Genomic DNA, 22,592 nt, shown 5'->3' on the forward strand with positions numbered 1-22,592 from the left:
AATTTAAGCAGGTTTTTAACCTAATTTATGAGTGCTTTTCAAGTTAGATGAAAAGGGTTTCATTTTCTTTTGAATACATCAAAAACAATAATGAATTTGGTGCTTTTTTCTCCGCTTTTTTATCTGTTTCAGTTATTCCGAAACTTGGGTGGATTAACTCGTTTACTGGCGGGGGATTATTTCTTTCGATTTTGCTTCTGAAAAGTTTTTTTCTTAAGTAGTTAATTGTGCTCATGATGTTTAAGTTTATGTTAGTTATATTTTAATCTTTATTATTTCTTTAATTCTTTGTTATGCAAGCTAAATGGAATAAAAAAACCCTTTTGGGTTTTTAATACCAAAAGGGTTTAAGTTTTTATAGAACTTATATATACTTTTAGTATCAACAGACGCGTACACAAATATGTGCGACATTAAACATCTTGTTCATCTGTAGGGACTTATTCATTTGCGTTTTGACTGTTATTTTAAAAAAATCTTGCATTTAGTTTTTTTTATGAGCTTTTTTGATCTGATTAATTATCTAAAAAGCGTTTAATTATTTTAACAATTAACGGGCTGTTTTTAACATACCTTACTTGCCTTACAAATGTGCGAATATTTTTTCAGATTCGCAAGTTATAAAAGCGCATTTTTTCTTAAAAAACGTTAAAAAACAGTATTTTAACGTTAAAAAACATCTTACAAAATTAAGAATTGAGATAAAGAAAGTTTTGTCTTACAAAAATTTAACTAACTTTTCTGTTTCAATCTATCAAAGAACTACTCGCTAATATCGAAAACACTACAGCCAGACGGCTTCTTTATTTTTTATTTTTTCGGCAACTTTCAAAATATCGGTTATTAAGCCTCTTGAAATTGCCTGCTTGCATGGCGAAGCACTTTGAAGCACAATTGGCGTATTGGCATACGACTGGGTATAAATTTCAAAAATAGAATCGGAACCTTTTAATTGTCCTATTGCCGAAGTTATGGGTTCTGAAACTAATTTTACTTCTAAAGTGTTTTTCTCTACATCAAATTCTCCTATATATCGCAAAACGTGATTGTCTTTTTGAGTTATTTTGGCAATCTTAAAAGATCTGTCTATGGCCTCTTTATTCAGAATTCCGTTTTTCTCTAAATGCTCTTCTCCTATAAGCGAATTGATTTTAATGTCTGAAAACTCAAATTCTTTACCAATTTCACGAGTTAAAATCAACAGTTTTCTTGCGGTATCATTTCCTGATAAATCTTCTTTAAAAGTAGATCGCATTAAGCCGAGCAGGCTGGCATCTTTTAAAACAGCCGAAAATGTATTTTCTTCGGAAGAAAAACGATTAAAGACATAACTGAGGTTATCTGAAAATACGCCTCTAATTTTTGTTATTTTTTCTCCTGAATAATATAAATCTCTTAAAGTCTGTAAAACCGGAAATCCTGTATCAACCGATGTTTCATACAAAAACTCTTTGTCGTATTTCTTAAGATTTTCTCTTAACTGCTTATAAAGGTCTATTGGCAGTGTATTGGCTTTTTTATTTACGGCAACAATATTAAATCCGTTTTCGATTAAGGTATTGTAATGTCCAATTAACTCATCGCTTGCTGTTGCATCAACTGCAATAAGATTTTCGAATTCGTTTTCTTTTGCAAATTCAATAATATCTTCGACTCTAAAAGGAACGGCCAATTCTCTAAAATTGGTTTCCCAAGCATATCCTACGCCTTCTTTCTCGAAAAAAGCTACTGTAGAATTGGTAATGATGGGAAAATGAAAATCGACATTTTTACTTTGCAGAAAAAACTCCTGACTTTCTATAATCTGATTGATTAATGTGCTTCCTATATTTCCTATTCCAAATAGAATAATATTTATTTTAAGCTTTGACATAATTTTAAATTTATGGTGGATTTTTTAATAAAAAATCACCTCTAGCAGAACTCACGCTGCTAAAGGCAATTTTTCAAACAAAAAACAAAAAAACCTAATTCTTATTGATGCTGTATTGCGATTGCGCAACGTTTTCAAAAACCGCTTTCAAATCGGCAATTAAATCTTCAACATCTTCTATTCCAACAGAAAGTCGGACTAAATCTTTCGATACTCCCGTTGACAATTGATCTTCTTCAGACAATTGCTGGTGCGTGGTACTTGCAGGGTGAATGATCAGCGATTTAGTATCGCCAATATTAGCCAGCAGAGAAAACAATTTCGTTTCATCTACCACTTTTTTAGCGGCGTCAAAACCTCCTTTTAATCCAAAAGTGATAATACCACTTTGTCCTTCCGGAAGATATTCTTTGGCTAAATCATAATATTTATTTGATTTTAGACCTGGATAGTTTACCCAGACTACCTCATCTTGTTTCTCTAACCATTCGGCTAAAGCCAAAGCATTTTCACTGTGTTTTTTAATTCTAATTGGCAGCGTTTCTAATCCCTGAATAATCTGGAAAGCATTAAACGGACTCAAAGCCGCTCCAAAATCACGCAATCCTTCGATTCTTGCTTTTGCAATAAAAGCAGCATTTCCTATAGCTTCGTGATATACTAATCCGTGATATCCTGCAGAAGGTTCTGTAAATTCAGGGAATTTTCCGTTAGCCCAGTCAAAACTTCCGGCATCGATAATGGCACCTCCTAACGAAGTTCCGTTTCCGGCAATATATTTTGTCAGTGAATGAATTACAATATCGGCACCATATTTAATTGGGTTTAATAAATAAGGTGTCGCAACTGTATTATCTACTATAAAAGGCACTTTGAATGCTTTGGCCTGCGCCGAAATTCCTTTTAGGTCTAAAACATCTAATTTTGGATTTCCTAAAGATTCTACAAAGAAAGCTCTTGTATTTTCTTTTGCAGCTTTGGTAAAATTTTCAGGATTTGAAGGATCTACAAATGTTGTTGTAATTCCTAAACGCGGTAATGTTACATTTAAAAGGTTATAAGTTCCTCCGTACAAACTATTTGATGCTACAATATGATCTCCGGCTCTTAACAAAGTCAATAAAGTCGTTGAAATTGCCGATGCTCCAGATGCTGTAACTACTGCTCCAATACCACCTTCGAGCGCTGCAAGCCGTTGTTCTAAAACATCGTTTGTTGGATTATTTAATCTCGTGTAAATAAATCCTGCTTCGGCAAGACCAAATAAATTAGCGGCATGATCTGCGTTATTAAAAACATATGATGATGTTTGATAAATTGGCACTGCTCTTGTTCCAGAGTTTTTAGTTACGTCGTGTCCTGCGTGTAATGCGTTTGTTGCAAATTTGTGTGTACTCATGATTTCTTAGTTTTTTAGGTATTGTTAATACTTATATATATTGTTAATTGATTTTTGAAATTTTAATTTAGATTTAGGCTAAAAAATCTTCGCCTTCTTCTTCAAGATCATACATTTGAAATAGTAATGATTTCTGAGCTTTGATATTCTGCTCTGTATTTATCCTTATTACTTCTCTTGTTGTTTCTTCTGATATATTGTTATTTTTTTGAGAATCGTTTCTCAATAAATATTCTACCGCTATTGAATTTAGTGTTTTCATGATGTTTAATTTAAAGTGTTGAAATGAAAAAAGCCCTTTCGGATGGCGACCAAAAGGGCTTATAGTGTAACTATAACAAAGATTGTATCTTTTACTTTTGGCAACAGCAAGGTTGGATGCACATTTGCATCATACTACAACACATCATATTTTTTCTTGCTATTGTTTTCATTTCTATTTAAAATTTAATTCTTTTTAAACTCGACTAATTTGATAGAGTAAATGTAATATTTATTTATTTAACTGCCAAATAAAATTTTGATATTTAACACTAATTTTTTTATAGGCCCGTAAATAAGGGCTTCCTCTTTAAAAAACAGCCCACTCCCGATAGCTATCGGGATTACGGATTAAACGGATTGACACGGGTTTCTTTTTATTTAATGTATTATAAAAACCATTTACATGGGTTGAAAAAGGTTAGCCACAGATTAAAAAGATTACATTGATTTTAAAAATCAGTGCTAATTCGTTTAATCCTTAAAATCTGTGACCTATTTTTTTTTAGAATTTAAGTTCAATCCCGATACTATCAGTATAAAAAATCACATTGATGCAAAAAAAATCAGTGCCAATCCGTTTAATCTGTATAATCTGCGGCCTATCTTTTTTAGAATTTAAAACTTAAACGCGCGAAACCAAATCTTCCGTTTAATCCAAATTGCGATACTGCTCTTGAATAGGCAAACTGATTTGCATTTGTTAAGTCTGTACTTGGTGCCGGAGATAAAGTTGGAGTTGTATTTGTAAATGCCGGAGTCGAAGGATTATTTCTGTCCGGATAAACATCTCCTATATTATTAAATCCAATTGTGGCTCTAAAATGTTCGTTTATTTGATATCCTAAAGATAAATCGGTTACTAATTTTGCGCTGTATTCCGGATGTTCGTAAACAGAAGCGTATCCATCTAAATTAACATCTGTAGCTCCAGGATCTGTAACTTTTCCGAAATAACTATTTCTTAAATAAATGTCTAATTTCTTGATGCTGAAAGTAGTCATTAAATTGGCTTTCAATTTAGGGATTGCTTCTTCTAAATAAATACGGCTTGACTCCGGAAAGAATGAATATTTAAAAGGATCTCCTCCTGCATCAATAATAGATTGCGGTACATGCAAATCTCCTACTCTTTTTGTTTCGTTATAGCTTAATGCCAAATCGTTTCTGATCACGAAATCCTGAATTACATCATATTTTTGAGAAATTACCACATCGATTCCTTTTGTTTCTGAGTCAATTCCGTTTGTCCAGAACGATGCTCTTTCTACACCTTTTAAGTCAAATGCCTGCTGAAACAATGTCAAGGCGTCTTTTTGTGTCTGCGACGTTGCTGCATTTATCTGCGCATCTGTTGGTCTTGCGTATTGTCCTGATAAAACAATTCTGTCGTTGATTCTTGTAAAATAAGCATCTGTTGCAATTGTAATATTTGCTTCCGGAATTTTAAATGTAAATCCTGTACTGATGCTTTTTGATTTTTCTGGTCTTAAATTTTCTACCCCAATACTTTTTGCTGCCTGAGAATCATTTGTAAAATAACCTACCTGATATGGTGATCCATTTATAAACTGAGTTGAACTTGATTCAAAATATTTTTGTTGTAATGATGGCGCTCTAAATCCTGTTTGCCCAGAGATTCTCCAATTGATATTGTCTGTCAATTTTAAAAGAGAAGCTAATTTAAAGGTAACTGTGCTTCCAAAATCTGAATAGTTTTCATAACGAGCAGCTCCATTTATCAGCCAGTTTTCGGTTGCATTTAATTCTAAGTCGATATATGCTGCGCCGCTTTTTCTGTCTTTTTCTTTAGCATCTGAAGGCTGGAAACCTGAAAATCCCTGCGCTCCTGCTCCACGTTTGTTTCCAAAGAAATCAGTTACAATTAATGGTGAAGTACTTGGCAGAATTCCCGAAACCAAAGCTCCGTTTACATCATATAATCCGTATGAAGCTTCTTCTCCTGCTTTAATCTGATAATTTTCGTATCTAAATTCTCCTCCAAAAGCAACGTTTAAACCAGACAGAAAATCAAATTTTCGGCTGAAATCTAAATTGGTTGTGCTTTGTAAAAACGAAACTTTACCAGCATCAAAACTAGACGCCGAATTTGTTCCAAGGGTTGCATTAATCGTATTGTTTACATCGTATTGAAAAGAGTTTGTTCCAAGATTTGTACTTAAATCGGTATCAAAACCTAATACATTTGTGGTAACTCCAAGTGCTGCCGAAGCATCTAATATAGACGATTCTATTTCTGGTAAAAATCCGTTTTGATATACCTGAGTAAAAGTTCCTGAACCATTAGGAAGCCTGTTGAATGCATACGATTTACCATTTCTATACGATAATCCTCCAAATGAGTACAATGAAGTCGTTTCTGTTAATGGATATTTTGCATTATAATACGCTTGTCCAGAAGCTAGTTCTGACTGACCAACACTCATATTATAGTCACTTCTCTCTTGTCCTCTATAGGCTAATTCGTTATTTGTTACATCAAAATTAAGCGCTGTCTGCATTTGTGCAATTGTTGTTGCAGATGAGATGGCATTTTGCTGTGCCGTTGTAAAATAATTAACCTGTGGCGCATATTGCTTTAAAGAGTTAAGGATTTGTGCCGAGTTTGTAGTCGTATTAATATTACTGAACAATGAATTTATGGCAACTCCGTTTTGGGCTGCTCTGTTTTCTACCGCATTGTATGCATTAAAAACACCATTGTTTCTAATTCCGGCTCTGCTTGTTGCTTGTCTTGTAACGGCTGTTCCGGTAACGTTTAAGAAACTTCCCGGTTTACCTAATGAAGTTCCGTAGTTTAAATCGACTTGTACGGTTTGTCCATCGGCTCCGCCTTTAAAATTGTTAGATCCTGATGACAAATTGGTTCCGTACTGAATTCCTCCTGAAAGGTATTTTGCGTCTTTTTTCAATACAATATTAATAACTCCCGCAATTGCGTCTGAACCGTATTGTGCAGCAGCACCGTCTCTTAAAACTTCGATTCTTTCGATTGCAAAAGATGGAATCGCATTTAAGTCCGTTCCAACAGATCCTCTTCCCGGCGATCCGTTTATGTTTACTAATGCACTTGTATGCCTTCTTTTTCCGTTTACCAGAATCAAAACCTGATCTGGTCCTAATCCTCTTAATTGTGCTGGATCAACGTGATCTGTTGCATCTGCTGTAGATGTTGCGTTACTTGTAAAAGAAGGTGCAACATAATTTAAAATTTGAGTCACACTCGTTTGCGGTGCTCCTTTTGTAATATCGGCAATATTAAAAACATCAACCGGAACCGGTACTTCTGTTTTTACTCTATTCTTACTTCTAGATCCAATAATTGTAACTTCTGATAATTCATTATTTTTTAGACTATCCTGCTCTTTTTTATTTTCCTGAGCATAAACACCTGAAAATGTGAGCAGGCCTAAAACAATTAGTACATTTTTTTTCATTGCTTTTAAGTGATTAATTAGTGGTTTTTGGCTTAAAGAATATTTATAGTTTATTTCATTTTGAACAAAAAAAAACCTCTGCTTTTCGCAGAGGTCCTTTTGTATTTTTATAAAAAATTACAATAGCGTCTCTGCGGATAACTCCGGCATCTTACAAGACATCATATTGCAAACTGTAAATTTCATTTTTCTTTTAATTTTCTTGGGGCAAATGTGCGAACTATTTTTTAATCGACCAAACAAAAGCTAAAATATTTTCTATTACCCTATCAAACTAATATACTTCTGTTAAATTTCTGTTGTAAAAAATAAAAAAAGTTGAACTTTGATTTGCAAATCAAAATGGTTTTATACCTTTGCACGCGAATACAGAGGAAAAATTTGAACTGATTGCAACCTCTTCATAATGAAATGGTTCGTTATGGATGCCGAAAGCTATATTTTGGTAGTAAAAAATGCTAAAGCAGGAATACTCCTTTAGCACTTTCAGCAATTACTTTTCCTCGCTTAATGTTAATTTAATAAATTATTATGGCTTATTTATTTACGTCAGAATCTGTTAGTGAAGGGCATCCAGACAAAGTTGCAGATCAAATTTCGGATGCTTTAATTGATAACTTTCTGGCATTTGATGCTGATTCAAAAGTAGCTTGCGAAACATTAGTTACTACTGGTCAGGTTATTTTAGCAGGTGAGGTAAAATCAAATACTTATCTAGATGTACAACAAATTGCACGTGAGGTAATCCGTAAAATTGGATATACTAAAAGTGAATATATGTTTGAAGCGAATTCTTGTGGAATTCTTTCGGCAATTCACGAGCAGTCTGCAGACATTAACCAAGGTGTTGACAGAGCTAAGCCAGAAGAGCAAGGTGCTGGAGATCAAGGAATGATGTTTGGTTACGCTACAAACGAAACTGAAAACTTCATGCCATTGGCGCTTGATTTATCTCATAAATTATTACAAGAGTTAGCTATTTTAAGACGCGAAAACGCAGCAATCACGTATTTACGTCCAGATGCTAAATCTCAGGTAACTTTAGAATACAGCGACGATAACAAACCAACTCGTATTGATGCAATTGTTATCTCAACTCAACACGATGATTTTGATGAAGAAGCGACAATGCTTGCTAAAATCAAAAAAGATATTATCGAAATCCTGATTCCAAGAATTATCGCTAAAAATCCAGAGCACGCTCACTTATTTAACGATAAAATCAATTACCATATTAACCCAACAGGAAAATTCGTTATTGGAGGACCTCACGGAGATACTGGTTTAACTGGAAGAAAAATTATCGTAGATACTTACGGTGGAAAAGGTGCTCACGGTGGTGGTGCATTCTCTGGAAAAGATCCAAGTAAGGTAGATAGAAGTGCTGCTTATGCTACACGTCATATCGCTAAAAACTTAGTTGCTGCTGGTGTTGCTGACGAAATCTTAGTTCAGGTTTCTTACGCAATTGGAGTTGCTGAGCCAATGGGAATTTTCATTGAAACTTACGGAACTTCTAAAGTAAACTTAACTAACGGTGAAATCGCTAAAAAAGTAGAAGCTATTTTTGATATGCGTCCTTACTTTATTGAGCAAAGATTAAAATTAAGAAACCCTATTTACAGCGAAACTGCTGCTTACGGACACATGGGACGTAAACCAGAAACGGTTACTAAAACTTTCTCTGCTCCTGGAGGAAACGAAAAAACGGTTACTGTTGAATTGTTTACATGGGAAAAACTTGATTTTGTTGACCAGGTAAAAACTGCATTTGGATTATAATTTTAAAATCTAAATTCAATATACAAGAAAGGCTGTCTAAAAATAGACAGCCTTTTTATTTGGCGTAATTTGAGTTTTCTGCTTTATTATTTTATTTGCTTATCCTTTACATTTTACCTTACTTTATGCAAAATAACTGACTAAAATATGAGCAGACTTCCTTCGTTACAAAGCGTGCTAAAGGCAGCACAGAAAACCATTCTGAGATTTCCTTTAGAAACTATTACAGCAATTTGCGGTACTATCTTCGCTATTTTAAATATTAGACAAGATTATACAAATTATAGCGAATTCTATTTAAAGGCCATCATGAGTTGTTCATTGTGCTTGGTATGGTTTTTCTCGGCAAGTTTGTTTTTTGGGGCAAAACAAAAAAACAATATCATACGATTTGCAGTCAGCTTAGTATTTAGTGTACCATTAATTGCTTTTGTATTTAATTTTGGAGAAAGAGTATCAGATGTCGAAACACAGCAGTTTTTTGTACTCAACCTTGCTTTGCATTTACTTGTTTCTTTCGCTGGTTTTATTCCTAGAGAATACAATCAGGAAGAGTTTTGGGAGTTTAACAAACAGCTTTTTTTACGAATTCTTACTTCAGGTTTATACAGCGTTGTTCTTTATGCTGGATTAGCTTTAGCATTTTTAGCTGTTGATCAATTGTTTAAAGTAGAATTTGACAGCAAAATCTACGGATATCTGTTTTTCGTTATCGCAGGAATTTTTAATACTATTTTCTTTTTAAACGGCGTTCCTGAAACCAATAATAAAGAATTCCCGCTTCAATTAGTTTACCCAAAAGGACTTAAAAATTTCACTCAATTTGTTTTATTACCTTTAATAAGTATTTATTTGGTAATCTTAATATGTTATGAAGCTAAGATCCTTATTACGCTTTCACTGCCTGTAGGCTGGGTTTCGTATTTGGTTTTGGCTTTTGCTATTGTCGGAATTCTTTCTTTTTTACTGGTTCATCCTATTGCAAATGAAAATGGTAATTTATGGATGCGAACATTCAACCGCTGGTTTTATTTCTTATTAATTCCGCTTTTAGCGTTGTTGTTTTGGGCCATTCTATACCGAATTAATCTTTATGGATTTACGCATGAACGCTATTATGTTCTCTTATTATCAATCTGGCTTGCGGTTGTTGTAGGGTATTTTCTAATTTCAAAACATCCAAAAATAAAATTCATTCCTATAAGTATGTGTTTGGCGGGATTATTCTCGATTGTGGGGCCGCAAAGTGCTGATTCTGTTTCAAAATACAGTCAGTTATCGCGATTCGAAAGCCTGTTGCAAAAAGCAGACGGCAAAAAACTAACTTTTGAACAAGAGAAGGAATTAAGCAGTGTTGTATTCTTTCTAAAGAGAAATTACAATTTTGAAGTTTTGGTTACGTACGCGCCTAAAAAATTAGAGCCATTATACAAAAAAGATAAAGATCCCGGACCAAGTGAGATTGTAGCAAGCTTAGGTTTTGAGTATCGATCTGAATATGAACAAAAGGCAAAAGAGAATGATTCTTTTAGTTATTATTTTTATGAAAGCAACAATAATGCAGTTACTAACATTCATGGTTACGATTTCACGTTTGATTTAAGTAAAAACAGTTCATTTGAATGCAGTAAATGCATTACTATAAACAATACAACGTATACGATTAAATCAAAAACCACAGATTATGGTCAGGAACTACAAATTAATCAAGATATAATGCCGCTTAAAATAAACGATTTTATCAATTCAAATCCTGACTTTAAAAACGATTATGAATCAAATAAGAAAATTGAACAAAGAATAGAGAATTCTAAATACATCATTTTAATTCATTATCTAAGTGCTAATGGCAAGATTAAAAACAATAAAAAAGTCCCAATAAATTACCAGATAAAAGTAATGGCAGGCATTAAAAAATAGAAAAAAGAAAACCCGACAAAATTTAAAATCTTGTCGGGTTTTTATTTTTATTCTAGTCGTTTAACTTTAGTAAGTTCCGTTTTGCATCTTCCCTAACGTTTCTTTTATTTCATTTGCAGTTTCTTCTTCTCCAACAGCAGTTATATATTTCACGGCTAAAGTCTGTGTTGCAATAGCTTTATCTTTTTGTCCGTCTTTGTAGTATAACTGCGCCAGCGTGTCTAAATAATACGGGTTATTTTTTGTTACAACCAAACTGTACTCAGACCATTTTATGGCATCTTTAATAAAGTTAGAATTTGCCGGTTTTAAAACTGCAGTCCAGGCTGCATTGTTACAAAGATTAGAATGATATTCTTTAAAAGAATTCCATCCGTCATAAGAATAGCTGGAACTCGAATCTAAAGTAGAAAAAATAGCGTCTAATTTTTCAATTGGACTTGCCGATGCTAAATTAGAATCAAAGTAGGTGCTAAATTCTCTTAGGTAAGTGGTGTTCGAACCGTCTTTATCTTCTGTTTGGCCTAAATAGTCAAAATAGTTTCTGTACGATTCAAAGTTTCCTTTCCCTGCTGCAATGATCTTTTTATACGTCGAATTGATTTTGTCTTTGTTCATCTGCCCCGAAACTCCATCTTGAGAAGCGTATATGTTTAGCTGAAATGCATTCGAGATTTCAGCAATGGCATTTCCAACATTATGGATTTCTCCTTCTTTACTATTAAAAGCGGTACGATTGTTCTCGATTTCATCAGAATGTTTTAATAAATAATCGATTGCTAAGAAATCTGTATCGTTTAGAATTCGATCTTCATTAAAAAGCTGTTTTGAAAAACCTTGATTTTTAATTTCTTTTACAATAGTTTCTACCAAATACATATCTGGTTTTGTATCTTTTTGATGTGCTTCTATTAGTTTTTTCCAGCTTTGCGCAACTTCTTTTCTGTCTAAATTCGATTTTGTAATTATAAATTCAGTTGGATTTGTTTCGTCAACCACAAATTCTGAATCGTAATCGTATGATGTTTCTAATAAAGCCGCTTTATTGAAGGTTTTAATCAAATCAGCATCCGAAGCTTTTTTGTTTTTTAAAGTTTTATCGATAGAAACAAAGGCATCGGCACGCAAGAGTTTTCGGTAAAAATCTCCGTAATAACTAAACTGATACTGTTTGTCTGATAGGTTAGATTTTGCCGAAGCTAATACATCGCCATTTCCGTTTACCACAAATACAGCCGGGTCGTTTGTAATTTTATTGTTTTTCAGCCATTTTTTATCATCGGCTCCAGCCAAATAATAATTAAAAACATCGTACAACGGATTGTATTTATCATACATATTGTATCCTATTTGTATTTCCTGATCTTTAATAAAAGTATTAAATTCTTCTTTTGCCGATGCATTTTTAGTATCAACAAGCGTTACCAAAAATTTATTATTTGCTTCTTTTGTTGCTGCAATAGCACTTTTGATGCTTTTTTCTACTTTAAATTTAAAATCATATTTTGTATAACTTGTGGTATCAAGGGCATAACCAGCAACGGCAGTAGTGTCAACAGCGACTGCAGTTCCAAAATCGTCATCTAATAAAGTATTTTGCTTTCCGGGATAGGTCCAATTGGTTATGGTTTGATTTTCTATCGGCACCACTTTTGGCACTTTTACCGGCTGTGGTGTTTTTTCGTTTACAAACACCAGCGGATTTTTTCCTGATTGTTCAGAGATTTTTAACTCGTTTGTTTTTCTATCATAAAAACCTGCAATTTTCATATCGTTTATCAATTCTAACTGATAGTCAATTGCTATTTCCGAAACGTCTTTTGGCAATGCATATTTACTTACATCGCTTTGTCCGTTATAATCTTCGTAAACCAGATATAGAAAATCTGTTTTATCGATATCAAATTCTAAATCTGTTTTGGCCCATTCCGGATCTACTTTCGTTTTAATATCCGAAACTCTTTGGTATTGAACCGCTTCAGCTCCTTTTTGAGTTCCTATATAAAATGAATAATACGAAGGGTCTAGAAATTTAATTTTGATTTTTTTTGCTTTTTTATCATTTGTGTAAGCAATATCAAATCTGTTTTGTGTTTTGGCTTTTTTAGAAAAAACCAGCGAATCGCCTTTTATTTCGTAATCTCCGGAATAAAAAACCAATTCGTATTTATTATCATCTAATAAATTTAATTTTATTTTTTCGCCTTTGTTTGTAGATAAATAAGTTCCTTTTTCGATACCATTTGTTTGAGCGAAGGAAACAGACATTCCGGCAAACAAGAGTGAAAAACTCCAAATAAAATTACGCATGATTATTGTTTTTGTTGTTATTAGTCGAACACAAAGATATTTGATTCTGCATTAAACAAATCACAAAAAGCTATAATATTGCAATTAAAATACTACAAATTGTATTTCATAGAAAATATGATGTAACGAGGCTGTACAGTGTATTGAGACACTCTTGTAGAGAACTGCGAGAAACTGTCGTCGTTAAGATAAGTCGTATTTAATAAATTGGTTGCGGAAACTTTGTATTCCCATTTGCTGTTTTTCTTCTGATAAATTAAACTGGCACTTAAAAAATCATATTCGTTATCAACGGTTTTGTTTCCGTTATAATAATGGTAGAATTCATATTCTGAAACAAAAGAAAAACTGTCTAAAAAGTAATAATCTAATCTGGCAAAAGGCTTATCTGTATAAAAAGTTGAACCGCTGTATTTGTTCACCAAAAGATTATAACCAAATTCAATATTAGGGAGGTTTTTATAATTTGTTGATGCTTTTATGGTATAACTCTGCACAAAACTTTCGGTTGTTGACAATTTTTCATTTTGAATATTGTTGAATTTTGACCAATTGAAACTTGCATTTACAGAGGCTTTATAATTCTTTAAAAAAGAACGTCCGTAATTTCCCATTCCTGAAAAAGTTTCATCGGCTAAATTTGAATTATAAGGCGTTGAAGATTGGTTAATTCCATCAAAATCAGCTGCTGTTTTAATCGCATCTACTTTTTTAGTATAGGTTGCATTGGCAAAAATATTCTCAAAATTGAACATATTGTATTTAAAATAACGAAGCGTATGAACTTGCGAAGTAGCATTTTCTAAAGTTCTATTACCACGAAACAAACTGCTGTAATCTGATAAAACATAACCCGTCGCTAATTGATTAATATCGGTAAAATCGTTTGTTAAGGAGAAATTATACGTCAGCGTTTCTGATTTTTTAATTTGATATAAAGCGAAAAAATCCGGCAGTATTTTGGTGAAGTTTTGAGAGAAACTGGTTCCTTCCTGCGTATTTGTCATTTTATATGAATGGACGCTTACTCCAGGTGTCAGCGTAAATTTTCCTGTTAGGATTTTATAATAAAAGGCTGCAAAAGCATCATTAAAACTATAATCTACGTCATTATTATTTTTAGGATCATTGAGATCATTTCTATCTCCGTTATCTAAAATTTGAAATATATGAGAGTTGAAATTTTGATACGAATAAGTATTTCCCACCGTAATATTGATGTTGCTTTTTGGCGTTACCATATAGTAGTAATCCAGTTTTGCGTCGAGTTTATTGGTTTTTACAAAACGATTTTGGTTTAAGTCATTTCTATTCTGTCCGGCAGTATAACCCGCCAAGTCAAAAGGCTGTGTGCGTAAATTGGCATTATAAAAAGGATTTTCGTCCTGATATAAATGCTGCATTTCAAAAGCAAAAATATTCTTCTCGCTTTGTGTGTAATACAAACTCAGGTTTTGATTTATGGATGTTGGATCTTGTTTCTTATCGGTTAGAATAGTCTCAATTCCCGAAACATCATTCACGACAGATTCACGCAGTAAATCTGTATTTTCTTCTTGTTTAGATAATTTGGTCAGGATATCATAATCAAACTGAAATTTATCATTTGGCTTATAAGTAGAACTTAATTTAAAAAGTCCTAAATTATTTTTTTGATGTGTTTCTTCATCCCGTTTTTGCTGATCTCCAGATTCTAAAATCGTGGTCTGCGATTTGGTTTCTAAATCGGTTTTTGAAGTCGAAAGAATTCCAAAACCACTTATATTCCATGTTTTTGTTGGAGAATAAGAAAAGTTTGTTGCGCCAAATTTGGTTTCAATTTCTTTAGCCCGATTGTTTCTTAAAACCGAAATTCCTAAGTCATTAGATGAAACATTAAAATTGCTGCCACCCTTTTTCATCATATTTTTAAATCCGCCCATAAACTTAAAATAATCCTGAGCCGTAAGAGGTAATTCGCCAATATTATTAAAATTGGTAATTAAATTAATACTGTATTTAGGGCTGTAGTAAAATACTTTTGGGTTAATAATATAACGGCTGTCCAGCTCTGCAACCCCAATTCCGGCGGTTACATCTCCAAACCAAAAGTTCTTTTTACCTTCTTTCAGTTTAATATTCATAGCCACATTGTCCTGATCGTTTTCAAGACCTTTTAAGGCACTTACTTCATTGTAATTTCTTAAAACCTGAACTTTATCAATCGCATCTGCAGGGATATTTTTAACGCCGAGTTTGGTATCACCGTCAAAAAAATCCTTTCCTTCGACCATTAATTTGGTTACTTTTTTTCCTTCAACTTCAATTTCACCATCGGCATTTACCTCAACTCCCGGCAGTTTTTTCAAAACATCTTCGAGTTTTTTTTCGGTTCCTGATTTGAAAGAATCGGCATTGTAAACAATCGTATCTCCTTTGATTGAAACGGGCATTTCGCGAACAATTTCAACACCTTCGAGTTCTATTCCGGCGCCGTCTAAAACAATATTCTGAACCATATTTTCAGTTTTTGTCGCAACGGCAATTTCTTTAGATTTCATTCCTAAGTAACTTACTTTAACCGTATAAGAAGTATTGGGTTTTAAAGTAAGCTGAAACTTTCCTTTATCGTTGGTTATCCCATAAGAATCCATGGCTTTTGTGGCGTTATTAACCGCCATAATATTGGCCATTTCTAACGGATTTTTTTTCTCATCCTGAATAAATCCATCAAAACGAACACTTTGAGAAAAGCATATAGAAGTAAACAGTAAGGCAAATATAAAAAGTGTCTTATTCATTATCAGAATATTGGAAGTTGGATTTTGGGATTTAGATTTTGGGATTTGAGATTTGGAATTTGGAATTTGCCGTTTTACAAATTTTATCTCCCCATTGGCATTGCCGGCACGCTTGCACGTCCGCGGTTCATTTCTCTAAATTCTTCCATTTTTTTAATTACCGTTTCGTCATATTCTTTTTGGCTGACTACTTTTCCTTTTTTAGATGGTTTTATCTCGACTTTATCTTTTGCATTTAAAACAATTTTAGAGCATAAAATCGTTGTTTTTCCATCGTTTACTTCCAAAATTAAACCAGGAAGTCCCCAATAGTTTTCCGGTCCCTGATTAACCGGGATTTCCGGTGTATACCAAGCGATAACGATAATTTCTTTTGGTATCTCGAAGTTGTCTTCAAAATTGGTTTTAGTTTCTCCCGAAGTCTTTTTTACTTCGTCTTTTTTAGCGTCGTTATTTTTTGGTCTAAAGTTTCTAAAATCTGTTTTACTCGCTTCTTTTACCACCGTCGCTTTAAAACAATTATAACCGCCAATTTGTTTGGTTTCCTGTTCCAGTTTCCAGTTTAATTTTGGCAGAGAATCTACAACCAGAAATTCTTTTCCCATAAACTCCTTGTCAACGGTATACGACTTTGTTTTTACATCTTTATAAAAAGTGCCGCCACCACCCATAAACGAGTTCATCATAACTCGCATGCCTCCGCCCTGCTGTCCTGGACTTTCGAGTTTTTCTTCTTCTTTATAAATAGAAGCTGTTTTATCAAAATTTAATATAAACGTTTTTTCCAGCATCTTTTTCATGCGGTCTTCCATCGTTTTTTGCATTTCCGGTGTTATATCGCGATTTCCGGCTCTCATTCCTTCAAATTTAGGAGCCTGGGTTTTAGATTCGTAAACAGCCATTCCCTGAAAATCTTTTTGCGCCTGAACCTGACTGAAAGCAAGTAGTAAAAATAAGTATGATAGTTTTTTCATGTGTTTTTCTTTTTGTGGTAAAGTCTTGTAAAACTTACACTCAAATTTATTATTAATTTTAAGATCCTGAAAGTTAAATATATCAATACCAAAATGGAATCGACAAAATCGGGTATTTGTAAGACTACCTGAGTTTGAAAAGGTTTAAACGCAAAAATGAGCCAAAACTGTAATTTTAAGGTTTTCTTTGATACAGTTTTCGTACTTTGGCTTTTCGAAATTATAACATTATGAGCAAAACACAGCGCCAAATTTTCTTACTGCTATTTATTGCGTGCTCGTTTTCGACTTTTTTTGGGCAAAGCCAAAGAATAACTGCTTCGGTAATTTCAAAATTTAAAACAGATGCCGATCAATTTATTGGTTACGATTCGTTTGGCTATTTGTATCAGATACGAAACAATGTTTTCAGCAAAATCAAAGGAAACGAAATATTCGAATATAAAAATGTTTCTTTAGGGAATATTACAAAAGCTGATATCCAGAATCCGCTAAAAATTGTATTATTCTATGAAGATTTTAACAGCGTTGTTTTATTAGACAATCAGCTGAATAAAATGACCGAGATTAATTTTTCGCAAAACACAATTCCTATAGTTGTCAGCGCAATTGGAATGTCGACTCAAAACCAGCTTTGGATTTTTAATACTTTAAATCAGCAGATAGGACTGTTTGATTATTTAAAAAATGAATACAAAACGGTTTCAATTCCGTTAACCGAAGGTATAAAATATTACCAAACAGACTTTAATAGTTTCTTTTGGATTGATAAAAAAAACAACTGGTTTTCGTGCGATATTTTCGGAAAAATTTCGAGCCTGGGAGCTGTTCCAGATTTTGATAAAATCGAAATAATCAGCAGTCAAAAATACATTTTAAGCAAAGCTAATTTGTTGTTTTTGAGAGATATTAGCAAAGCAGATGTTAACTCAGGTTCTGAAATTGAAATTTTAGAAAAAACGTTTGACAAATTCTATTACAAAGACCAAATTTTATCTATTTTTACAACAAAACAAATTGTAAATTATAAAATCGTAATACCGTAATGCACATAGCAATAGCAGGAAACATAGGCGCAGGAAAAACCACATTAACTAAATTATTAGCTAAACATTTTAAATGGGAGCCTCACTATGAAGATGTAGTTGATAATCCGTACTTAGACGATTTCTATCACCAAATGGAACGCTGGTCTTTTAATTTACAAATTTATTTCCTGAACAGTCGTTTCCGCCAGGTTTTACAAATTCGCGAAAGCGGTAAAAAAATCATTCAGGACAGAACGATTTATGAAGATGCTCATATTTTTGCTCCCAATTTGTATTCGATGGGATTGATGACAAGCCGTGATTTTGAAAACTACACGTCTTTATTCGAACTAATGGAATCGTTGGTAAAAGCACCGGATTTATTGATTTATTTAAGAAGTTCTATCCCTAATTTAGTGGGACAAATTCATAAACGCGGACGCGAATACGAAAACTCCATTTCTATTGATTATTTGAGCCGTTTGAACGAAAGATACGAAGCCTGGATCCAGACTTATACTAAAGGAAAATTATTAATTATAGATGTTGACAACATTAATTTTGTTGATAATCCAGAAGATTTAGGAGACATCATTAATAGAATTGATGCTGAACTAAACGGTTTGTTTTAAAACACTAATTGCACGAATTTACACTAAATAAAAAATGCCTCTAAATAATTTTAGAGGCATTTTTTATTATAAATATTTTCTTACTTTTATAATGCTTTAAAAAACAATTTCCCAATTCGGGAAAAAAATAATTATATTTGTAAAATAATAATGAGAATAATAGCAAAGAAAACGCTGCAAAATTTTTGGGAACGATTTCCCAATTCAAAACAACAACTGTTAGCATGGTATCAGGTTTTTGATAAAAACAATTTTGCGAATTCTAACGTTATAAAATCTTTTTTTGGTACCGCAGATTTTGTTGGCAACAACAAAGTTGTCTTCAATATATGTGGAAATCATTATCGTTTAATAGTTAAAATTAATTATGATACACAAATTGTGTATATCCTTTTTATTGGAACACATAATGAATACGATGACTTAAATGATATTAAAAATTTATAAGATGAATATAAAGCCAATAAAAACAGAACACGACTATAATGTGGCATTAGAAAGAGTCAATTTTCTTTTTGATGCCAAACCGGATACTATTGAAGGAGATGAGCTGGATATTCTAGTTACTCTTATTGAAAAGTATGAACAAATACATTATCCAATTCCTGAACCTGACCCTATTGAGGCTATCAAATTTATGATGGAACAAAACGGATTAACTGATGCTGATTTAGGCATTATTTTAAACAGTCGTTCAAGAGTATCTGAATTGTTTAATCGCAAAAGAGCCTTAACAATAAAACAGATAAGGGTTTTAAATGAAAGACTTCATATTCCTGCTTCAACTCTGATTAAAGAATATGCTTTAAATCTATAAAAAAAATGCCTCTAAATAGTTTAGAGGCATTTTATTTTTAAGGAACTTTGACAAAGTTTTAAACTTTGTCAAAGTTATCTTATTTAGCAGTTGCTGTACTGATTTTGGCTTCGACTTCTTCTTCTGTTCCTTCGTAAACTTCGGTGGTTGTTTTACCATTTTCAGTTTTTGTTACAGTTCCAACGGCTTTGCCATTTTCATTTCGTAAATCAACACGAACTGATGTTTTATCGTATTTAGTTACATCAAAACAATCTGTTTTTTGATATTTTCCGGTTGCATCAAAATGAGCTAAACATTTAGCTGTTTCTTCTTCAGAACAGCCTTTTTCTTTACACATTTTAATACATTCTTCTTTTGTCATTCCAGACATGTCTCCGCATTTAGAAACTCCGGCATGCATTTCTGTTTTAGCACAGCAAGACGCTTTTCCTGCTATATCTGACGAAGAATGTCCTTCACCTAAAATTGGTGCAATTACTAATCCAATCAAACAGGTCAACTTAATTAAGATGTTCATAGAAGGCCCGGATGTATCTTTAAACGGATCTCCAACTGTATCTCCGGTTACGGCCGCTTTATGTGCATCAGAACCTTTATATGTCATTTCGCCATTGATCATCACTCCGGCTTCAAAAGATTTTTTAGCATTGTCCCATGCACCTCCGGCATTGTTTTGGAAAACGGCCCAAAGCACTCCAGAAACGGTAACTCCTGCCATATATCCTCCTAACATTTCAGCAATTAACTGATTGTTGTCTGAGTAAACTAATTTTCCTAAAAGTACAATTGCAATTGGAAAACCAATCGTTAAAATTCCTGGAAGCATCATTTCACGTAAAGCTGCTTTAGTAGAAATCTCAACGCATTTTCCGTATTCCGGTTTTCCGGTTCCTTCCATAATTCCAGGAATTTCCTTAAACTGACGACGTACTTCATAAACCATATCCATGGCCGCTTTTCCAACAGAATTCATCGCTAAAGCAGAGAAAACTACCGGAATCATACCACCCACAAATAACATCGCTAAAACAGGTGCTTTAAAAATATTAATTCCGTCAATTCCTGTAAAGGTCACATAAGCTGCAAATAATGCCAATGAAGTTAAAGCTGCAGAAGCAATTGCAAATCCTTTTCCGGTTGCTGCGGTTGTGTTTCCTACAGAGTCTAAAATATCCGTTCTTGTACGAACTTCTTTTGGTAATTCGCTCATTTCTGCAATTCCTCCGGCATTATCAGAGATTGGCCCGAAAGCATCAATTGCTAATTGCATTGCTGTTGTTGCCATCATTGCCGAAGCTGCCAGCGCCACTCCATAAAATCCTGCCAATGCATACGAAATCCAGATTGCTACGGCAAACAATAATACAGTTGGAAAAGTCGAAATCATTCCGGTTGCTAAACCAGCAATTACGTTTGTTCCTGCTCCTGTAGACGATTTTTGAACAATAGCCATAACTGGTTTTGTTCCTAATCCTGTATAATATTCTGTTACTGATGAAATGGCTCCACCCACAACTAACCCTACCAAAGTGGCATAGAAAACACGCATTGATGAAATCGCTTTTGATCCTTCACCAAAGAAACTCATCTGCATTGTTTCAGGAAGCATATATTGAACTAAAAAGAAACAAGCAACCGCTGTTAAAACAATAGAAACCCAGTTTCCTATATTTAATGCTTTCTGTACTTGTGCTTCTTTTGCATTATCGTCAGAGATTTTTACTAAAAGCGTTCCGATAATCGAGAATATAATTCCGAAACCGGCAATTGCCATTGGCAGCAAAATTGGACCAATACCGCCAAAAGCGTCATTGATACTGCCACCCATATCTTTTATAACATAGTTTCCTAAAACCATGGCTGCCAAAACAGTTGCTACATACGATCCGAATAAATCGGCTCCCATACCGGCAACGTCACCCACGTTATCTCCAACGTTATCTGCAATGGTTGCAGGGTTACGAGGATCATCTTCCGGAATTCCGGCTTCAACTTTACCTACTAAATCAGCACCAACATCGGCTGCTTTTGTGTAAATTCCGCCCCCAACTCTGGCAAACAAAGCAATAGATTCTGCACCAAGTGAAAACCCTGCTAATGTTTCTAAAACAACAGTCATGGTTTCGGTGTCTTTCCAGACTCCGCCAGAAAATAAATTAAAGAAAATTATAAAAAAACCTGTTAAGCCCAATACTGCTAAACCTGCAACGCCTAAACCCATTACGGTTCCGCCTCCAAAAGAGACTTTTAATGCCTGCGGTAAACTTGTACGAGCTGCCTGAGTAGTTCTTACGTTTGTTTTAGTTGCTATTTTCATACCAATATTTCCTGCATAAGCCGAAAATAATGCCCCAAAAATGAATGCAATTACGATTAATAAATGTGTTTTTACGCCCGGAATAAAAGTAATTCCTGCCAAAGCTAAGCTGGCAATAATTACAAAGATGGTTAATAGTTTATATTCGGCTTTTAAGAAAGCTAAGGCTCCTTCATAAATGTAATCTGAAATCTCTTTCATCTTACCATCTCCGGCATCTTGTTTTAAAACCCAACTCCTTTTTATTCCCATGAAAAGTAATCCTAAAACTGCCATGACTATTGGCAGGTAAATCATAAATGAATTCATAATATATTATTGGTTTTGGTTAATATTGAATAAACTAACTAAAACGAATTTAAACAAAAAAGCAATACTCCTAACGGCAGTATTGCTTTTTTTATATCAGAATAGGGTTAAAATTATTTAATACTAAATAATCCAGCCGGTTTATTTTCAATATCATCAAAACGTTTTGTACACTCAGCGATAATTGCATACGCTTCGTTTACGTCGCCCCAGCCTTCTACATCTACTTTTTTGTTTTCAAGATCTTTGTAAACCTGGAAGAAATGTTCGATTTCTTTTACTAAGTGAGGGTTAATATCTGATAAATCTGTTAATGAATTCCAGATTGGATCTGAAACTGGTACACAAATGATTTTTTCGTCTGGTCCTTTATCGTCTGCCATGTGAAAAACACCAATTGGTTTTACTTCCATAACACATCCAGGAAAAGTTGGTTCGTTTACTAAAACCAATACATCAAGAGGGTCGCCGTCAAGAGCTAAAGTTTCTGGAATAAATCCGTAATCTGCCGGGTACATCATTGAAGAGAATAACATTCTGTCGAAACGCATTCTTTTAATTTCAAAATCGTACTCGTATTTATTTCTGCTTCCTCTTGGTATTTCGATTAATACATCGAAAGTTGTTAGTTTGTCTGCGGTCATTTTTGTTTTTATTATATCTATAATTTCGGTTGCAAAAGTAACCAAACAATCCTTTTCTACAATAAAAAACTGCATTAATCTACAT

16 protein-coding genes are annotated in these 22,592 nt (G+C 33.6%); 6 read left to right on the top strand and 10 right to left on the bottom strand.

The genetic code is table 11. From position 1 onward, the window contains the following. Window positions 1-43: 43 nt before the first annotated feature. The 5 genes from AC1RRQ_RS06105 to AC1RRQ_RS06125 form a co-directional block, all read right to left on the bottom strand. The gene (locus tag AC1RRQ_RS06105) at window positions 44-235 is read right to left on the bottom strand and encodes a hypothetical protein (protein WP_493022126.1); all 192 of its coding nucleotides are present in this window, start codon (window positions 233-235) and stop codon (window positions 44-46) included. 549 nt (window positions 236-784) lie between these two features. Next, window positions 785-1,873, bottom strand: coding sequence for a homoserine dehydrogenase family protein (locus AC1RRQ_RS06110; RefSeq protein ID WP_493022127.1), 1,089 nt, complete (start codon window positions 1,871-1,873; stop codon window positions 785-787). 94 nt (window positions 1,874-1,967) lie between these two features. Further along, window positions 1,968-3,272 carry an O-acetylhomoserine aminocarboxypropyltransferase/cysteine synthase family protein gene (locus AC1RRQ_RS06115; RefSeq protein ID WP_493022128.1) on the bottom strand — a complete coding sequence of 435 codons (1,305 nt, stop codon included), beginning with the start codon at window positions 3,270-3,272 and terminating at the stop codon, window positions 1,968-1,970. 73 nt (window positions 3,273-3,345) lie between these two features. Next, complete coding sequence (locus AC1RRQ_RS06120) at window positions 3,346-3,534, bottom strand: hypothetical protein (RefSeq protein ID WP_493022129.1); 189 nt, start codon at window positions 3,532-3,534, stop codon at window positions 3,346-3,348. Between the two features lie 610 nt (window positions 3,535-4,144). Next, window positions 4,145-6,991, bottom strand: coding sequence for a TonB-dependent receptor plug domain-containing protein (locus tag AC1RRQ_RS06125; protein WP_493022130.1), 2,847 nt, complete (start codon window positions 6,989-6,991; stop codon window positions 4,145-4,147). A gap of 531 nt (window positions 6,992-7,522) precedes the next feature. Between AC1RRQ_RS06125 and metK the strand changes: the two genes are divergently transcribed. Both metK and AC1RRQ_RS06135 read left to right on the top strand, forming a co-directional pair. Beyond that, window positions 7,523-8,773 carry a methionine adenosyltransferase gene (metK, locus tag AC1RRQ_RS06130; protein ID WP_493022131.1) on the top strand — a complete coding sequence of 417 codons (1,251 nt, stop codon included), beginning with the start codon at window positions 7,523-7,525 and terminating at the stop codon, window positions 8,771-8,773. A gap of 147 nt (window positions 8,774-8,920) precedes the next feature. Continuing rightward, window positions 8,921-10,693, top strand: a complete 1,773-nt coding sequence (locus AC1RRQ_RS06135; RefSeq protein WP_493022132.1) for a DUF4153 domain-containing protein — start codon at window positions 8,921-8,923, stop codon at window positions 10,691-10,693. A 66-nt stretch (window positions 10,694-10,759) separates the two neighbouring features. On the opposite strand, the gene AC1RRQ_RS06140 is transcribed toward AC1RRQ_RS06135, so the two are convergent. From AC1RRQ_RS06140 to AC1RRQ_RS06150, 3 genes are all read right to left on the bottom strand, one after another. Continuing rightward, window positions 10,760-13,003, bottom strand: coding sequence for a hypothetical protein (locus AC1RRQ_RS06140; RefSeq protein ID WP_493022133.1), 2,244 nt, complete (start codon window positions 13,001-13,003; stop codon window positions 10,760-10,762). Between the two features lie 92 nt (window positions 13,004-13,095). Next, on the bottom strand, window positions 13,096-15,783 hold the full coding sequence (locus AC1RRQ_RS06145) for a carboxypeptidase-like regulatory domain-containing protein (protein WP_493022134.1): 2,688 nt from the start codon (window positions 15,781-15,783) through the stop codon (window positions 13,096-13,098). Between the two features lie 83 nt (window positions 15,784-15,866). Further along, window positions 15,867-16,757: a GLPGLI family protein gene (locus tag AC1RRQ_RS06150; protein ID WP_493022135.1), complete on the bottom strand. Its 891-nt coding sequence runs from the start codon at window positions 16,755-16,757 to the stop codon at window positions 15,867-15,869. Window positions 16,758-16,987: 230 nt separating this feature from the next. Here AC1RRQ_RS06150 and AC1RRQ_RS06155 point away from each other — a divergent pair, with 230 nt between their 5' ends. The 4 genes from AC1RRQ_RS06155 to AC1RRQ_RS06170 all read left to right on the top strand — a co-directional run bounded on the left by AC1RRQ_RS06155 (window position 16,988) and on the right by AC1RRQ_RS06170 (window position 19,234). Next, window positions 16,988-17,803: a hypothetical protein gene (locus tag AC1RRQ_RS06155; RefSeq protein WP_493022136.1), complete on the top strand. Its 816-nt coding sequence runs from the start codon at window positions 16,988-16,990 to the stop codon at window positions 17,801-17,803. Further along, on the top strand, window positions 17,803-18,417 hold the full coding sequence (locus AC1RRQ_RS06160) for a deoxynucleoside kinase (protein ID WP_071636155.1): 615 nt from the start codon (window positions 17,803-17,805) through the stop codon (window positions 18,415-18,417). Before AC1RRQ_RS06155 ends, AC1RRQ_RS06160 begins: the two co-directional genes overlap by 1 nt. A gap of 150 nt (window positions 18,418-18,567) precedes the next feature. Next, the gene (locus AC1RRQ_RS06165; protein WP_493022137.1) at window positions 18,568-18,864 is read left to right on the top strand and encodes a type II toxin-antitoxin system HigB family toxin; all 297 of its coding nucleotides are present in this window, start codon (window positions 18,568-18,570) and stop codon (window positions 18,862-18,864) included. A 1-nt stretch (window position 18,865) separates the two neighbouring features. Further along, window positions 18,866-19,234: a helix-turn-helix domain-containing protein gene (locus AC1RRQ_RS06170; RefSeq protein WP_493022138.1), complete on the top strand. Its 369-nt coding sequence runs from the start codon at window positions 18,866-18,868 to the stop codon at window positions 19,232-19,234. Between the two features lie 79 nt (window positions 19,235-19,313). Here the strand turns inward: AC1RRQ_RS06170 and AC1RRQ_RS06175 are convergent, their stop codons facing one another. Both AC1RRQ_RS06175 and AC1RRQ_RS06180 read right to left on the bottom strand, forming a co-directional pair. After that, entirely contained in the window at window positions 19,314-21,863 is a 2,550-nt protein-coding gene (locus AC1RRQ_RS06175; protein WP_493022139.1) for a sodium-translocating pyrophosphatase, read from the bottom strand. 113 nt (window positions 21,864-21,976) lie between these two features. Beyond that, entirely contained in the window at window positions 21,977-22,507 is a 531-nt protein-coding gene (locus tag AC1RRQ_RS06180) for an inorganic diphosphatase (RefSeq protein WP_026728516.1), read from the bottom strand. Window positions 22,508-22,592 lie beyond the last annotated feature (85 nt).

It is taken from the genome of Flavobacterium sp. GW821-FHT12A05, assembly GCF_058807735.1.

What these genes read in the sequence shown, in the direction of transcription:
- AC1RRQ_RS06160 (WP_071636155.1), top strand. Translation starts at nt 17,803, where the DNA reads ATGCACATAGCAATAGCAGGAAACATAGGCGCAGGAAAAACCACATTA.
- metK (WP_493022131.1), top strand. Translation starts at nt 7,523, where the DNA reads ATGGCTTATTTATTTACGTCAGAATCTGTTAGTGAAGGGCATCCAGAC.
- AC1RRQ_RS06165 (WP_493022137.1), top strand. Translation starts at nt 18,568, where the DNA reads ATGAGAATAATAGCAAAGAAAACGCTGCAAAATTTTTGGGAACGATTT.
- AC1RRQ_RS06150 (WP_493022135.1), bottom strand. Translation starts at nt 16,757, where the DNA reads ATGAAAAAACTATCATACTTATTTTTACTACTTGCTTTCAGTCAGGTT.
- AC1RRQ_RS06155 (WP_493022136.1), top strand. Translation starts at nt 16,988, where the DNA reads ATGAGCAAAACACAGCGCCAAATTTTCTTACTGCTATTTATTGCGTGC.
- AC1RRQ_RS06175 (WP_493022139.1), bottom strand. Translation starts at nt 21,863, where the DNA reads ATGAATTCATTTATGATTTACCTGCCAATAGTCATGGCAGTTTTAGGA.
- AC1RRQ_RS06125 (WP_493022130.1), bottom strand. Translation starts at nt 6,991, where the DNA reads ATGAAAAAAAATGTACTAATTGTTTTAGGCCTGCTCACATTTTCAGGT.
- AC1RRQ_RS06110 (WP_493022127.1), bottom strand. Translation starts at nt 1,873, where the DNA reads ATGTCAAAGCTTAAAATAAATATTATTCTATTTGGAATAGGAAATATA.
- AC1RRQ_RS06180 (WP_026728516.1), bottom strand. Translation starts at nt 22,507, where the DNA reads ATGACCGCAGACAAACTAACAACTTTCGATGTATTAATCGAAATACCA.
- AC1RRQ_RS06115 (WP_493022128.1), bottom strand. Translation starts at nt 3,272, where the DNA reads ATGAGTACACACAAATTTGCAACAAACGCATTACACGCAGGACACGAC.
- AC1RRQ_RS06145 (WP_493022134.1), bottom strand. Translation starts at nt 15,783, where the DNA reads ATGAATAAGACACTTTTTATATTTGCCTTACTGTTTACTTCTATATGC.
- AC1RRQ_RS06105 (WP_493022126.1), bottom strand. Translation starts at nt 235, where the DNA reads ATGAGCACAATTAACTACTTAAGAAAAAAACTTTTCAGAAGCAAAATC.
- AC1RRQ_RS06170 (WP_493022138.1), top strand. Translation starts at nt 18,866, where the DNA reads ATGAATATAAAGCCAATAAAAACAGAACACGACTATAATGTGGCATTA.
- AC1RRQ_RS06135 (WP_493022132.1), top strand. Translation starts at nt 8,921, where the DNA reads ATGAGCAGACTTCCTTCGTTACAAAGCGTGCTAAAGGCAGCACAGAAA.
- AC1RRQ_RS06120 (WP_493022129.1), bottom strand. Translation starts at nt 3,534, where the DNA reads ATGAAAACACTAAATTCAATAGCGGTAGAATATTTATTGAGAAACGAT.
- AC1RRQ_RS06140 (WP_493022133.1), bottom strand. Translation starts at nt 13,003, where the DNA reads ATGCGTAATTTTATTTGGAGTTTTTCACTCTTGTTTGCCGGAATGTCT.